This is a genomic window from Burkholderia sp. BCC1999, from assembly GCF_905339975.1.
In the GTDB taxonomy this organism is placed as follows: Bacteria; Pseudomonadota; Gammaproteobacteria; order Burkholderiales; family Burkholderiaceae; genus Burkholderia.
Genome location: NZ_CAJPHP010000010.1, coordinates 183,352 through 197,671, shown reverse-complemented (window position 1 = coordinate 197,671; position 14,320 = coordinate 183,352). Strand labels below are relative to the sequence as shown.

Annotated in this window: 16 protein-coding genes; 5 read left to right on the top strand and 11 right to left on the bottom strand. The window is 65.1% G+C overall.

What is annotated here, in order from left to right:
* Positions 1-16: 16 nt before the first annotated feature.
* Positions 17-598 carry a TetR/AcrR family transcriptional regulator gene (locus U5809_RS16775; protein ID WP_322087348.1) on the bottom strand — a complete coding sequence of 194 codons (582 nt, stop codon included), beginning with the start codon at positions 596-598 and terminating at the stop codon, positions 17-19.
* Between the two features lie 101 nt (positions 599-699).
* Positions 700-1,152: a MaoC family dehydratase gene (locus U5809_RS16770; RefSeq protein WP_176048295.1), complete on the bottom strand. Its 453-nt coding sequence runs from the start codon at positions 1,150-1,152 to the stop codon at positions 700-702.
* Positions 1,153-1,321: 169 nt separating this feature from the next.
* Here U5809_RS16770 and U5809_RS16765 point away from each other — a divergent pair, with 169 nt between their 5' ends.
* The 3 genes from U5809_RS16765 (at position 1,322) to U5809_RS16755 (ending at position 3,332) form a co-directional block, all read left to right on the top strand.
* Positions 1,322-1,957, top strand: a complete 636-nt coding sequence (locus U5809_RS16765; RefSeq protein ID WP_322087347.1) for an isochorismatase family cysteine hydrolase — start codon at positions 1,322-1,324, stop codon at positions 1,955-1,957.
* A 62-nt stretch (positions 1,958-2,019) separates the two neighbouring features.
* Positions 2,020-2,880 (top strand): AraC family transcriptional regulator, encoded by an 861-nt coding sequence (locus U5809_RS16760; protein WP_322087346.1) that lies wholly within the window; start codon positions 2,020-2,022, stop codon positions 2,878-2,880.
* A 44-nt stretch (positions 2,881-2,924) separates the two neighbouring features.
* The gene (locus tag U5809_RS16755) at positions 2,925-3,332 is read left to right on the top strand and encodes a DUF2000 family protein (RefSeq protein ID WP_322087345.1); all 408 of its coding nucleotides are present in this window, start codon (positions 2,925-2,927) and stop codon (positions 3,330-3,332) included.
* A gap of 27 nt (positions 3,333-3,359) precedes the next feature.
* Here U5809_RS16755 and U5809_RS16750 read toward each other — a convergent pair whose 3' ends face one another.
* The 4 genes from U5809_RS16750 to U5809_RS16735 form a co-directional block, all read right to left on the bottom strand.
* The gene (locus tag U5809_RS16750; protein WP_322087343.1) at positions 3,360-3,710 is read right to left on the bottom strand and encodes a VOC family protein; all 351 of its coding nucleotides are present in this window, start codon (positions 3,708-3,710) and stop codon (positions 3,360-3,362) included.
* A 65-nt stretch (positions 3,711-3,775) separates the two neighbouring features.
* On the bottom strand, positions 3,776-4,699 hold the full coding sequence (locus tag U5809_RS16745; protein WP_322087342.1) for a DMT family transporter: 924 nt from the start codon (positions 4,697-4,699) through the stop codon (positions 3,776-3,778).
* Between the two features lie 13 nt (positions 4,700-4,712).
* On the bottom strand, positions 4,713-5,702 hold the full coding sequence (locus tag U5809_RS16740) for a 2OG-Fe(II) oxygenase (protein ID WP_322087341.1): 990 nt from the start codon (positions 5,700-5,702) through the stop codon (positions 4,713-4,715).
* Positions 5,703-5,731: 29 nt separating this feature from the next.
* A complete protein-coding gene (locus tag U5809_RS16735) occupies positions 5,732-6,712 on the bottom strand; it encodes a hypothetical protein (protein ID WP_322087340.1) in 981 nt (326 codons plus the stop codon).
* Between the two features lie 133 nt (positions 6,713-6,845).
* Here U5809_RS16735 and U5809_RS16730 point away from each other — a divergent pair, with 133 nt between their 5' ends.
* Complete coding sequence (locus U5809_RS16730; protein WP_175840895.1) at positions 6,846-7,697, top strand: LysR substrate-binding domain-containing protein; 852 nt, start codon at positions 6,846-6,848, stop codon at positions 7,695-7,697.
* Positions 7,698-7,787: 90 nt separating this feature from the next.
* On the opposite strand, the gene U5809_RS16725 is transcribed toward U5809_RS16730, so the two are convergent.
* The 5 genes from U5809_RS16725 to U5809_RS16705 all read right to left on the bottom strand — a co-directional run bounded on the left by U5809_RS16725 (position 7,788) and on the right by U5809_RS16705 (position 12,770).
* On the bottom strand, positions 7,788-8,489 hold the full coding sequence (locus U5809_RS16725; RefSeq protein WP_176048305.1) for an ABC transporter ATP-binding protein: 702 nt from the start codon (positions 8,487-8,489) through the stop codon (positions 7,788-7,790).
* Positions 8,489-9,262 carry a high-affinity branched-chain amino acid ABC transporter ATP-binding protein LivG gene (gene livG / locus U5809_RS16720; RefSeq protein WP_322087339.1) on the bottom strand — a complete coding sequence of 258 codons (774 nt, stop codon included), beginning with the start codon at positions 9,260-9,262 and terminating at the stop codon, positions 8,489-8,491. Before livG ends, U5809_RS16725 begins: the two co-directional genes overlap by 1 nt.
* Entirely contained in the window at positions 9,259-10,530 is a 1,272-nt protein-coding gene (locus U5809_RS16715) for a high-affinity branched-chain amino acid ABC transporter permease LivM (RefSeq protein ID WP_278644185.1), read from the bottom strand. The genes livG and U5809_RS16715 overlap by 4 nt, the downstream gene beginning before the upstream one ends.
* 11 nt (positions 10,531-10,541) lie before the next feature.
* Positions 10,542-11,468 (bottom strand): high-affinity branched-chain amino acid ABC transporter permease LivH, encoded by a 927-nt coding sequence (gene livH, locus U5809_RS16710; RefSeq protein ID WP_034186151.1) that lies wholly within the window; start codon positions 11,466-11,468, stop codon positions 10,542-10,544.
* Positions 11,469-11,651: 183 nt separating this feature from the next.
* Entirely contained in the window at positions 11,652-12,770 is a 1,119-nt protein-coding gene (locus tag U5809_RS16705; RefSeq protein ID WP_282508696.1) for a branched-chain amino acid ABC transporter substrate-binding protein, read from the bottom strand.
* Between the two features lie 784 nt (positions 12,771-13,554).
* On the opposite strand from U5809_RS16705, the gene U5809_RS16700 reads away from it, so the two are divergent.
* The gene (locus U5809_RS16700) at positions 13,555-14,205 is read left to right on the top strand and encodes a hypothetical protein (RefSeq protein ID WP_322087337.1); all 651 of its coding nucleotides are present in this window, start codon (positions 13,555-13,557) and stop codon (positions 14,203-14,205) included.
* Positions 14,206-14,320 lie beyond the last annotated feature (115 nt).

Genomic DNA, 14,320 nt, shown 5'->3' with positions numbered 1-14,320 from the left:
CCGCCCCTGCGCCGGCTCACGCATCGCGCGGCCGGTCGACCAGCGCGCGTTCGACGTCGGTTGCCCATTTCCTGTCGCCGGTCGCACGAGCAAGCAGGTTCGCGCCGACCATCGCCGCGAACGCGACACGCAGTTCGTCGTCGGACATCGCACACGATGGATCGTCGCGCGCCGCAGTCACGAAAGTCGTATACAACTCCCGGACGCCATTCCGATATGCGTCGTTGAACGCATCGCTCGCATGATGGGGGGCGGCGTCCTGCCCGAGCGCCACCATCGGGCAGCTCCGTTCCGGCGCCTTCTTGCCCAGGTAATACGCGACCAGCCGTCGCCAGCCGCCCGCGACCGGCCGGCCGGCGGCTTGCGCCTTCGCCTTCCAGTTCTGCGCGGCACGTGCGAACCCGGCCGCGCAGGCTTCGGTGACGAGCGCGTCCTTCGACGCGAAGTGGTTGTAGAACCCGCCTTGCGTCAAGCCGACGCGCGCCATGATCTCGGCGATGCTGACGGCAGCCACGCCGCCGCTGCGCACCACCGCATCGGCTTCCTCGACGATGCGCTCCCGGTTCCGGTCAGCCTGCTCGCGATTCGAACGTCCCACGAAATATCCGCTCCTGCCTGAAAAAACACCTTCGATTCCCGGCGCGACACCGACGCCCGCGGCCGTCGCCACGCGCGCCGGATCGGCCGCCATCCGCGAGTCTAGCGCGTCGTGGCGTCGCGCCGGAACACGACCAGCCGCGCGATGGAACGCTGGCAGCACTCGCCGTCCTGGTTCAGCGTGTCGCTCTGCACCGTCACGACGCCGCGCTCCGGCCGCGAACGCGACGGCGCGATCGCCATCACTTCGCTGACGACATGCAGGACGTCGCCGGGCCGCGTCGGCCGTGGCCACGTGACGTCGCTGCCCGCACCGATGATCCCGTTCGCGATCGGCACGCTCTCGACGATCAGCTTCATCGTGATCGCGGCCGTCTGCCACCCGCTGGCGGCCAGCCCGCCGAAGAACGTGTGCCGCGCCGCGTCGTCGTCCAGATGGAAGACCTGCGGGTCGTACGCGCGCGCGAATGCGTGGATCTGGTCCGCATCGATCCGATATTCGGCGCTCGTATACCGATCGCCAACTTTCATGTCTTCCAGATAGATCTTCGTCATGCTCATCGGATTCCTCAATCGATTGGGTTCCAGCAGGCCGGAGATCGCGCACGATGTCGCGCCGCTTGCGCACGGCTCCCGCCCGAACGTAGAATAAATTACGACCAACCTTTATTATTTGCAAGCGGTCAATCGCGGCGACCTGTGCGAACCCTCAAGGAGCATTTCGATGACGACGTATGAACCGGCAGTCACGGCGTTGCTGTGCGTGGATCTGTACAACGATTTCCTCAGCGAAGGCGGCAAGCTGTTCCCGTGGATCAAGGACATCGCGCGCGAGAACAACATGATGGACAACCTGCGCACCGTCGTGCAAACGGCGCGCGACGCGGGCATCACGGTCTATCACGTGCCGCATCACCGCTGGGAGCCGGGCGACTATGTTCGCTGGAAGTATCCGACGCCGTACCAGCTCGGCGGCGCGCAGCATCAGGTGTTCGAAAAAGGCACATGGGGCGGCACGTTCCACGACGACTTCCAGGTGCAGCCCGGCGATATCGTCGCGACCGAGCACTGGGCGTCCAGCGGCTTCCCGAATACCGATCTGGAACATCAGCTGAAACGCTACGGCAAGGAGAAGATCATCCTCGTCGGACTACTCGCGAATACCTGCATCGAGGCGACGGCGCGCATCGGGATGGAACTCGGCTTCCACGTCACGCTCGTGCGCGATGCGACGTCGGCCCGCTCGCACGATGCACTGCGTGCCGCGCACGAAATCAACGGGCCGACCTTCGCGCACGAGATCCTGTCGACCGATGCGCTCGTCGCGGCGATCCGGGCCGGGGCATCCGGCAGCGCGTGAGCGGGCGGCATCGGCGTACACTGCCGGACACGTCACGACGCGGCACGCAACGAGCAATGGAGATGAACACGGCGACGAACGGCAGCGACGCGCGCGACCACTGGCTCGTCGCGCGGCGCGATGCGGAAACCGGCATCGAAAGCCTGCATGCGCATTTCAGCGGCCATGCATACGATGCGCACGATCACGACGACATGCTGGTCGGCTTCACCGAGCAGGGTGTGCAGCAATTCCAGTGCCACCGGTCGGTGCATACGAGCGTGCCGGGCCGTGCGATCCTGATCGAGCCGGGCGCGCTGCACGACGGCCATGCACCCGAAGCGGGCGGCTTCACGTACGGCATGCTGTACCTGCCGCAGGCATGGGTCGAACGCGCGGCGCGCCGGCTGGATCTGCCTGGCCTCGGCGGCGTCGAAGCCGCGTTCGGCCATACGCTGGTCGACGATCTCAGCCTCGTCGACACGATCCGGCAAGCGTTCATCGCGCTCCACGGCAACGAGGGCAAGCTCGCACGCGACCAGGCACTCGACCGCCTGCTGACGCGGCTCGGCGGCGAGTTGCGCACCCCGCTCGCGACCACCGGCGACCATGCCGTCGCGCCTGCGATTGCCCGCGCGCGCGATCTGCTGCATGCGCGCATGAGCGACGATATCGGCCTCGACGCACTCGTCGATCTCACCGGGATCGACCGGTTCCGGCTGACGCGGCTGTTCCAGCGCGCGTACGGCACGTCGCCGCACGCGTACCTGGTGCGCTTGCGGCTGCGCGCCGCGCGCCGCCTGCTGGCCGCCGGCCGCACGCCGGCACAGGTCGCGGCCGACGTCGGCTTCGCCGACCAGAGCCACCTCGGCCGCTGGTTTCGCCGCGCATACCGGATCACGCCGGCCGCGTACCGGCAAATGTGCACAAACGTTCCAGACTGATTGCACGCGGCATTCGATCATGTGCGCTTCAACGAGGAGCAATCATGTTCGATACCAAGGTGGCGCTGATCGTGCGTGACGATCTTGCAGCGTGGCAGAAACTCAATGTCGTCGCGTTTCTCGCGACGGGCGTCGCGGCTGAAGCACCCGAAGCGCTCGGCGAGCCCTACGAGGACGCGGCGGGACGCCGCTACGGCCGCATGTTGGGCCAGCCGATGCTGGTGTTCGCGGCCGACCTCGATGGCCTGCAGGCGGCGCACCGGCAGGCGCTGTCGCGCGCACTCACGATCGTGCCCTACGTGCACGCGATGTTTTCGACCGGGCACGACGCGGCCAACCGCGCGGTGTTTCGCGCCGGCGATGCGGCGCATCCCGACCTCGTCGGGCTCGCGTTGCGCGGGCCGAAGAAAGCCGTCGACAAAGCGGTGAAGGGGTTGGCGTTGCATGCGTGACCGCCGCGCCCGGCCCGGGATGCCGGATCAGCGATGCGCAAGTACGTTGACGAGCTTGCCGAACGGATCGCGCACGTAGAAGCGCCGCACGCCCCACGGTTCGTCGGCCGGACCATATTCGACGGGAACGCCGGCCGCACGAACACGCGCGAGCGCTTCATCGACATCGTCGACCTCGATCGACAGATCGGGCGTCGGCGTGTCCGATCCGCCCTGCGACGCGAAACTGATCTGCACGTCCATCTGCTCGGCATTGCCGTAGGTCGCGATCCGGCCATGATCCATCAGCAGGTCGAGACCGAAGAGGTGCTGGTAGAAACGCTTTGCGTCGTCGACCGATCGAGTGTCGATGTTGGCGACGATCCGTTTGACTTTCATCGGGTTCCTTCGCGAGTCGGGTTGTCTCGCGACGCTACACCGGAATCGCTCGCACAACCAGTGCGTCAGCGGCCGGCCGCCTCCATCTCCGCGCGCCGCGCCCGCGCGGGCCGCTCGACGTGCTTGCCGGCCAGCCACACGCCGATCGCGACGACGACGATGCCGAGATAGGTCGTCACCTCGATCCGGTCGCCGAACATCCATGCGGCCCACATCAGCGTCACCGGCGGTTCGAGATAGACGAGTGTCGCCACGCGCGTCGCGGGCATCCGCTTGAGCAGCGCCCACAGCGACAGATAGGCGATGAAAGTCGAGAACATCGTCAGCCACACGACCGACACCCACACGTTCGGCTGCGTCGGCACATGCAGATTGCCCGTGACGACCCCGCACGCCGCGAACAGCACGAGGCTCACGCACCCTTGCACGAACAGCGGCAGGAACAGCCCGTCCTCGTTGCTGCGCGCGGCCGTCAGTGCGCGCCGCCGCTGATAGATCGTCGCGATCGACAGCCCCAGCGCGGACACCAGCGGCAGCAGGTACATGACGATCCCGACCGACCCTGCCGGCAGCGCATACTGCCCGCCGATCACGATGCCGACGCCGACGAACCCGACGACGAGCCCGGCCCACTGGCGCGCCCCGCTGCGCTCGCTGCCTTCGAGCGACGTCATCGCGGCGGTGATGAGCGGCTGCAGCGCCGCGACGATCGCGGCGATGCCCGGCGGCAGGCCATGCTGAATCGCGATATACACGCAGGTCAGATAGAGAAACTGCGACAGGAAGCCGATCACCGCGTGATAGCGGATTTTTTCGAGCGTCAGCCGGCCAAGCTGCCGGTTGAGGACGATCGCCAGGCACAGCGTAACGAGCAGGAACCGCCAGAACAGCAGGTTGAATGCGCCGGCCGTTTCCGCGCCGAGCTTCGCGCCGATGAAACCGGAACTCCACGACAACACGAAAACGAGCTGAAGCAGGAATAGCTGCATGGGGCGACGGCTCTCAGAAGGTGGCCGGGAACAGGCGCTGGTCGGCCAGATCCTCGGGCCGGATCGGTTCGAGCCCGAGACGGTGATACTGCAGTTCGGCGTCGTCCCTGAGCGCGCGCTGCAGCGCCAGCCAGTTGACGATCGTGCGCGGAATGCCGTCGTCCGACGCGAGATGCCAGAACCCGTTGTCGTCCTCGCGCGTGTACGGACAATGAAACGACAGCACCAGCGACATGCGGCGCCCGGCCTCGACCGGCTCGACGCCATGGAACAGCTTGCTGCCGTAGATGAGCAGCGCGTCGCCCGCGGTGTCGAGATTCGCCGTCTTTACATGCCGGCGCTCCTTGTCGTGACGATCGAACGTCTCCGCAGTCGATTCGTAGAACAGAAAGTTGCCGCCCTCGTAATCGGAGCGATCCGACAGCACGATGTTCAGCATGAAACTCGTGCCGTCGGTATGCCACATACCGAGCTGTTCCTTGCCGTCGTCGCGCGAGTCCGTCGGATAGTAGTAGTTGAACTGCGACCGCGCATTGACCATCGGATACGGAATCAGCGGCGCACCTGCAAGACGCGACACCCTCATCAGGAATGCGCGGTCGTGCATCATGTCGTCGATGAACCGCGAGCGGTTCGTCACCGCGCGCACGCGCTTCGAGATGATCCAGTTGCTGCTCGACGCGCTGCGCTCCAGCGCGCAGCCGATCTCGCGCAGCGCGCTCACCGCTTCGCTGGAGAACAGCCCGCGCAGATGGCACACCGCATTCAGCGAATCCGAGCGCGTGCCGCGCATCGGCACGTCGCGGTAGCCGAGATCGTCGAGGTTGCGGCGATATCGCACCTGGTAACCGTCGCGCAGGCAGGCGCTCGTCCAGCGCATCGGTTCCTTCGACGCATCGATCGCGCCGTCGACGTTCACGCCTGCGGACAGCGACGTCTGCAACGCGAGCCTCACGCGATCGAACCCTCGCGCAAACACCGGCAATGCATTTCCCTTGTTCATCGCGCGCCTCGCTATCGGCATATCGGCATTCAGCCCTTGAACTGCGCAATCTGGTACACGACGCTGCCGTCGCCGCTACGCAGCTCGTCGATCACGCGGCAATTGCCGTGGCTCAGGCGTACGTGGCGGAATTGCTCCGGCGTGTATTTCAGGCAGACGTTGGTGATCAGATGCCCGTCGGCCCCTGCTTTCGACACCGGTTGCAGCGTGACCGCGACATGAAACTGGTCGCCGAGCAGATTGAGCCGCACGATCGACACATGATGCTCGCCCTGCGGCTCGAAGCCCTGCTGCCGGCTGACGATCTCGGAGAACCTCACCATGTTCTCGTTCCGGTAGAAGTTGTAGATGGGCTCTTCGCGCCCCTCCACGAGCAACTGCATCTCCGACACGACGTAGGTCGACTTGCCGCCGAGATTGCGGATGAGCCGGCCGATCGTCACCGGCAATTCGTTGCCTTCCTGGAACCCGAGCATCGTGATGAACGTCACGTCCTGCCCCAGGTCGATATGGTTCCACTGCACGTTGCGGTAATCGTCGGCGATGTAATTGAAGCAGCCGGGCGTTTTCAGGAACGGCATGATCGCGTGACGCATCGCGTCTTCCGACGACTCGTTGATGTCGACGGCCGTGTAACGCAGATGGTCCGGCCCGCCGCCGCTGACGGCCTTCATCAGCTCGGTCGTCTTGACCGGCTCGGGCCCGAGCTCGATGTAGTGGAGATCGCGGCCGCGCGACAAGGTGGCCAGCCGCTCGCTCAGCTCGCCGATCGCTTCGCGCAACGAACCGTTGCCGTCGCGATCCGCGCACAGCGCCGGGCTTCGTACGCCCAGCTCGTTCAGGTTGCGCATCAGCGAAAAGACTTCGCGCCCCGCTTCCCTGCACCGCGCGTCATCGTCAGCGTGCTTCAGCGTCGAATACTTTTCGTGATTCTCGACCGTCCATACCGACTCCGCCTTCAGCTTCCTGTCCCGCACCAATGCATCTACGACAAAATCATTGATCGACATGAATCGTTCCCCGGATGCGTGCAACGCCCGACCGGCTGCCTGCCGTTGTCTGCCTGTTGACCCGAGAATATGGGATGCTCAATAATTCCGTCAATCGACATTACCTGAATCACTGATTCGGAAAAACCAAATCATGCCGCGCACCCTGGACGTCGACCTGTTGCGAACCTTCCACGCCGTCGCGAAGCTCGGCCGCTTCAAGGATGCGGCCGCCCATGTGAACCGCAGCCCGTCATCGGTCACCGCGCAGATTCAGAAGCTGGAGGAAATGGTCGCGCAGCGCCTGTTTACGCGAAACAACCAGGCGGTCGAACTCACGCAGTACGGCCACAAGCTGCTGAGCGACACCACCGAGTTCCTGCTGAGTCATGACCGGCTCGTCGAATCGTTGTCACCGCAAATGCTGACCGGCAAGCTGCGGCTCGGCATCCCCGATTCCTACGCGGCGCACTTCATGGCGGAATTCCTGCCGCGTTTCGCCGCCGATCGCCCGTTGCTCGAACTGACCGTCGAAGCACGTTCCAGCGAGGAACTGCAGCTGCTGTTCTCGCGCGGCCAGCTCGACATCACGATCGCCGTCGTGCCGAAGGCGCCGCCGCACGCCGAGCTGCTCAGCAAGACCCATCCGGTGTGGGTCGCCGCGCGCACGTTCAAGTTCAATCCCGACGCGCCGCTGCCGATCGCGGTGCAGTTGCAGGGCTGCCCGTACCGCGACACCGCGCTGAACGCGCTGAAGAAGGCGAAGATCGCGCACCGGATGCTGCTCGAAAGCGCCAGCTCACCGGCGGTCGAAGCCTGTATCGCGAACGGCCTCGCGGTCGGCCTGATCGAGCACGATCGCGTGTCGGGCAACCTGACGAGCCACGTCGCCGGGATCGTGCTGCCCGATCTCCCGCCGCACCTCATCACCATCCTGACGGACGACAGCAATCGCGCCGCGCTGCATCTGCGCGACGTACTGAAAAGCACGTTCAGGATCGGGTAGGAAAGACAAGGCCGGGAACCGGCCTTGCATGCGAAAGCGCACACATCAGCAAAACGCCGCCGGCCCGTTGCAGGCCGGCGGCTGTCGGCATCAACCGCCGAGGTAGGCCTGCTTGATGCGATCGTTCGCGAGCAGGTTCGCGCCCGTGTCCGCCAGCACCACGCGCCCCGTTTCGAGCACGTAGCCGCGATCGGCCACACCGAGCGCCTTGTTCGCGTTCTGCTCGACGAGGAACACCGTGACGCCTTCGTCGCGAATCGTGCGGATGATGTCGAAGATCTGCGCGATCACGAGCGGCGCGAGGCCGAGCGTCGGCTCGTCGAGCAGCAGCAAGCGCGGCTTGCTCATCAGCGCGCGACCGATCGCGAGCATCTGCTGCTCGCCGCCCGACATCGTGCCGGCCCGCTGCGCCGCGCGTTCCTTCAGGCGCGGAAACAGCTTGAACACGTGCTCGATGCCGTCGTCGATCTCGTGGCGGCTCGCGAAGAAGCCGCCCATCTTCAGGTTCTCGAGCACCGTCAGGCTCGGGAACACGCGCCGCCCTTCCGGCGAGATCGCCATCCCCTGTCGCATGATCTGGTGCGTCGACATCGCGGTGATGTCCTTGCCCTCGAACGTCACGCGGCCCGACGAGGCGCGCGGCGTGCCGCATACGGTCATCATCAGCGTCGTCTTGCCGGCGCCGTTGCTGCCGATCAGCGTGACGATCTCGCCCTTGTTCACCTCGATCGACACGCCCGCGAGCGCCTCGACCGCGCCGTAGTGCGTATGGACCTGTTCCAGCTTCAGCATCACTCTTCCCCCAGATACGCCTTGATCACGCGCGGGTCGTTGCGGACCGCTTCCGGCGTGCCGATCACGATCGGCCGGCCGTGTTCCATCACGAGGATGCGGTCGGACACGCCCATCACGAGGCTCATGTCGTGTTCGATCAGCAGCACCGATACGCCGAACTCGCGGCGCAGCTTGTCGATCAGGTGCTGCAACTCGATCTTTTCCTGCGGGTTGAGGCCGGCGGCCGGCTCGTCGAGCATCAGCAGGCGCGGCTCGGTGATCATGCAGCGCGCGATCTCCAGGCGCCGCTGGTGCCCGTACGACAGCGTGCCGGCCTGGCGGTTGGCGACCGACGTCAGTCCCATCCGGTCGAGCCACACGGCCGCGCGTTCGAGCGCCTCCTTCTCCGCGTGTCGATACGCGGGCGTCGCGAACAAGCCGTGCAGCAGCCCGGCCTTCACCTTGCGATGCTGCGCGACGAGCAGGTTCTCGACCACCGTCAGCGACTTGAACAGGCGGATGTTCTGGAACGTCCGCACGAGGCCCTTCAACGCGATCTTGTGGCTCGGCAGCCCGGCGATCTGGTGACCGTCGAGTTCGACCGCGCCGCCGGTCGGCTTGTAGAAGCCGCCGACGCAGTTGAACACCGTGGTCTTGCCCGCGCCGTTCGGCCCGATGATCGCGAACACTTCATCGCGGCGCACGTCGAAATCGATGCCGTCCACCGCGAGCAACCCGCCGAAGCGCATCTGCAGCCCGGCGACCTTCAACAGTTCCGTATTCGCGCTCATTGCGGCAGCTCCACGTGGGGACGGCTCGCGGGCAGCAGGCCCTGCGGACGCCACATCATCATCAACACCATCACCAGACCGAAGATCAGCATCCGGTACTCGGCGAAGCCGCGCGCGACTTCCGGCAGCACGGTCAGCAGGATCGCCGCGAGAATCACGCCGAGCTGCGAGCCCATCCCGCCGAGCACGACGATCGCGAGGATCAGTGCCGATTCGATGAAAGTGAACGATTCAGGATTCACGAGGCCCTGACGCGCCGCGAAGAACGCGCCGCCGATACCGGCGAACGCCGCGCCGAGCGTGAACGCCGACAGCTTGATGCGCGTCGGGTTCAGGCCGAGCGAACGGCATGCGATCTCGTCGTCGCGCAGCGCTTCCCACGCGCGGCCCATCGGCATGCGGATCAGCCGGCTCGTCACGAACAGCGTGAAGCCGACCAGCACCAGCGCGATCAGGTACAGGAAGATCACCATGTGCTCGCCGCTGTATTCCAGCCCGATCAGTTCATGGAAGGTCTTCGCGCCTTCGACGCTCGCCGAGCGCGCCATCTCGAAGCCGAACACCGTCGGCTTCGGAATGCTCGAGATGCCGTCCGGGCCGCCGGTGAGGCTCGTCAGGTTGTTCGCGAGCAGGCGGATGATTTCGCCGAAGCCGAGCGTGACGATCGCGAGATAGTCGCCGCGCAGGCGCAGCACCGGGAAGCCGAGCAGGAAGCCGAACGTCGCCGCGGCGATCGCCGCGATCGGCAGGCATTCCCAGAACGACAGCCCGAAATACTGGTTCAGCATCGCGTACGTATAGCCGCCGACCGCGTAGAACCCGACATAGCCGAGATCGAGCAGGCCCGCGAAACCGACCACGATGTTCAGCCCGAGGCCGAGGATCACGTAGATCAGCGCGAGCGTCGCGACGTCCACCGCGCCGCGCGAACCGAAGAACGGCCACACGAACCCGATCGCGAGCATCACCCAGATGATCACGCGCTGCTGCTGCGCACCCATCGCGGGCACCGCCGGCAGCTTCACGGCCGCTTTCGCGCGCACGAGCCACGGCTTGAACAACTGGAACAGGAACACGGCCGCGACCGCGATCCACACCGGCCGCCAGTGCGGCGTCAGCACGACCTGATAGCCGTCGAGCTTCAACTGCAGGCCGAGCACCGGAATCGTGAGGATCGCCGTCAGGAACGCGGCGGCCACGGCATTTTTCAGCGCCTGGCCGATCGAAGCGTCGGCGGCCGGGCGGCGAACGGAAATGACTTGACTCATCTGCGTCTCCCTCAGACCTTTTCGATGTCCGACTTGCCGAGCAGGCCGGTCGGGCGGAAGAGCAGGATCAGCACAAGCAGGCCGAACGCGACGACGTCCTTGTACTCGGCCGGCATGTAGCCTGCGGCGAAGGTTTCGGCAAGGCCGAGCAGCACGCCGCCGAGCATCGCGCCCGGGATGCTGCCGATCCCGCCGAGCACCGCGGCGGTAAACGCCTTGATGCCCGCGACGAAGCCGATATACGGATTCAGCTTGCCGATCGTCAGCCCGATCAGCACGCCGCCGACGGCCGCCAGCATCGCGCCGAGCACGAACGTGAACGAGATCACGCGGTTCGTGTCGATGCCGAGCAGGTTCGCCATCTTCATGTCCTCGGCGCACGCGCGGCACGCGCGGCCCATCCGCGAATGCGAGATGAACAGCGTGAGCGCGATCATCAGCACGAGCGTCACGCAGACGATCATCAGGCGCGAATACGGGACGGTCACGTCGAAGTCGCCGCCGAGATGGATGTCGAACGCGCCGGAGATCAGCACGGGCACGGACACGTCGCGCGCGCCCTGGCCGATCTGCACGTAGTTCTGCAGGAAGATCGACATGCCGATCGCGGAGATCAGCGGCACGAGGCGCGGGCCGCCGCGCAGCGGGCGATACGCGACGCGCTCGACCGCGAAGCCGTACAGGCCGGTGACGATCACCGACACGATCAGCGCGGCGCCGAGCACGAGCGGCAGCGGATAGCCGGCGGAGATGCCGATTGCAGTCAGGGTCACGAGGCCCACGTACGCGCCGATCATGTAGATCTCGCCGTGGGCGAAGTTGATCATGCCGATGATGCCGTAGACCATCGAATAGCCGATGGCGATCAGCGCATAGATCGCACCCAGCGTCAGGCCGTTGACCAGCTGCTGGGCGAATTGCGGAAAGAAGTCAGTCATGTGCGGGAAGCTCCCGTTGGCGCTGGGTCGCGTACCGCCGCCGGATCACGGCGTTCGGCCGCGCGCAACGCACGGTGTCGTCTCGGGCCGCCCGTTGGTCGCGCAATGGGCCGATGCGCGACCAATACGCGCCCGCCCCGTCCGGGTCTCGGACAGGGCGGGCGCGCGGGCGGGTACTCCGTATTACTTGGCGGCGGTCTTCGTCGCGTCCTTGTGCCACGTGTAGACGACGAACTTGAACGCCTTCAGGTCGCCCTGGGCGTCATACGCGACCTTGCCGATCGGCGTGTCGAACGTCGTCTTGTGCATGTACGCGGCGACCTTCGTCGGGTCGGTCGTCTTCGCGCCCGCGATCGCGTCGGCGATGATCTTCACCGCTGCGTACGACGGCATCTGGAACGGGCCGTTCGGGTCGCGCTTCTTGTCCGCGAACGCCTTCACGAGCGCCGCGTTGGCCGGATCGGCCGAGAAGTCGGCCGGCAGCGTGACGAGCATGCCTTCCGAAGCCGGGCCGGCGATCGCCGTCACGTCCTTGTTGCCCACGCCTTCAGGCCCCATGAACGTGGCCTTCACGCCCTGCTCGCGCGCCTGGCGCATCAGCAGGCCCATTTCCGGGTGGTAGCCGCCGAAGTAGACGAAATCGACGCCTTGCGACTTCAGCTTCGTGATGATCGCCGAGTAGTCCGAATCGCCGGCGTTGATGCCTTCGAACAGCACGACCGGGATCTTCGCGGCTTCGAGGTCCTTCTTCACCGACGACGCGATGCCCTGGCCGTACGACTGCTTGTCGTGCAGGACGGCGACCTTCTTCGGCTTCACGTTGTTGATGATGTAGTGCGCGGCGGCCGGGCCTTGCTGGTCGTCACGGCCGATCGTGCGGAAGATGAAGTGGCGCTTCTTGCCTTCGGTCAGCTGCGGCGCGGTGGCCGACGGCGTGACCATCACGATGCCTTCGTTCTCGTAGATGTCGGAAGCCGGGATCGTCGAACCCGAGCACACGTGACCGATCACGTACTTGATCTTCTGGCTGACGATCTTGTTGGCGACGGCGACGGCCTGCTTCGGTTCGCACGCGTCGTCCATCATCACGACTTCGAACTTGTTGCCGCCCGCACCGCCGGCTGCATTGATCTGCTCGATCGCGGTCAGCGCGCCGGCCTTCACCATGTCGCCGTACTGGGCGACCGAGCCGCTCATCGGACCAGCGATGGCGATCTTCACGGTTTCCGCTTGCGCGGTGGCGGCGCCGGCGGCGAACAGCACGGCGGCGACGGAAATGGACGTAAGACGGGACAGCGTCATCTGGGAGCTCCTCGATGTTGTTTAGTCATACGGGCAAAGGCGGCATGACTTGCGCAATCGAACAGCACCCGGGGCGAGGACATGGGACACGCCCGAGACACATAGAAGACGGAACTCCAGCGGAATGTTGCGTAGCGGGGCCCGGCTCTTGCAGTCCCCGAAGGGGACGTCTGGTTCGGAAAGACATCGTGATGCGTCTTGCATTGCGCAAGCGTTTCGCCTGCCCCGCTTGCCAAATCGCGTGTTCGGAGGGATGGTCCGACAGCCATTGGCAAGGCAGTCGAAATTATATGGGCGTTTTTAAATCGTCTGTCAAAAATGCCGGTCGACCAAGGGAAAACACGTAGGTTTATGTGACGCCCGGGTGGCGATCGTGGTGCAACCTCGCGAGGCCGAGAACGTTTGCTTCGAGTGCAATTGGGTTGCGATTCGGTGCCGCGATTGGACGCAGTTCCTTGCTGCGTCTGGGGTTCGGCGATTGAAAATTCCGAGTCACACGCTTTCGGGCTACCAAGGGTCCGATCGTTGAAAATCAATCGACTGATGATTGTGTGGGCGGGCACCAACACGGGGCGCTCCGGCCAGGCGGTAAATCCTTCTGTTTACCAACAGACCTAAACACGTTGAAAGCTGATTGATATTTTCATGAAATAATACGAACTCGCTTCTGCAATCCAGCCAGCCTTCCTGCAAGTCGCGCCCGCCGCGCCTCGCAGTCGCTTCAGGGCCGCTTCGACGCTCCTCCGTCGCCCAGCCGCCAGCCAGTGATCTGCCGTTTTGTTCAATGCACATCACCTGCTTCGGATCGCCTATGAATCACCCCATCCGCTTGTCTTCCGCCGCCGCGCTTGCGTGCGCGCTTTCTGTTTCCACGGTCGATGCTTCAGGTCGCGATACGCTGACCGATCGGTCGGCCGGTGCCAATGTGTTCCGCTCGGAGCGGCGTGCTGCTGCTCGGGATGACGGGCATGCGGCGCGTATGAGTCGTCGCCGCGTGCAGTACGCTGCGCCGGTTGAGCGCAGTCCGTTCGATACGCCGGACAAGCGGCCGCTGCGTGCGACAAGCGATGCGCTGGTGGCGTCGCCGCCTTCCTCTGAACATGAACCCGATTTTGTATTGCCACCGAATCGCGTCGCACTTGGCGCGGGTGGGAGCGATAGTCTGGGTCGCGCCGTGCCTGGGTATGAGCAGCGCGAGCAGAACTGGAATGAATATCTGCGCGCCAACGGCTCGCGGCCGGCTGGTAGTGGTGGTTCGTATGCGCCGCAGCGGCCGTACGACGCGCCGCGTGGCCCGCATGGGGCGCCGAATCCGTTCGATCCTTCGGTCCCTCAGCCGGAGACGCGGACGTTCTACGACAACGGCTCGGGGACGACGTGCACGGCGACCGGCGGCGCTGGGACATCGCGGTCGTCTTGCAATATCGATTGGTGAGATGAGGTGTGGGGTAGCTGTAGTTGGGGCCGCCCTACTCGACACGCAGCAAACCCTCATCACGCGGCATTGCTTATAGCTGCGTGATGATCAGTTTTCCCAGCTCAATCTCGAT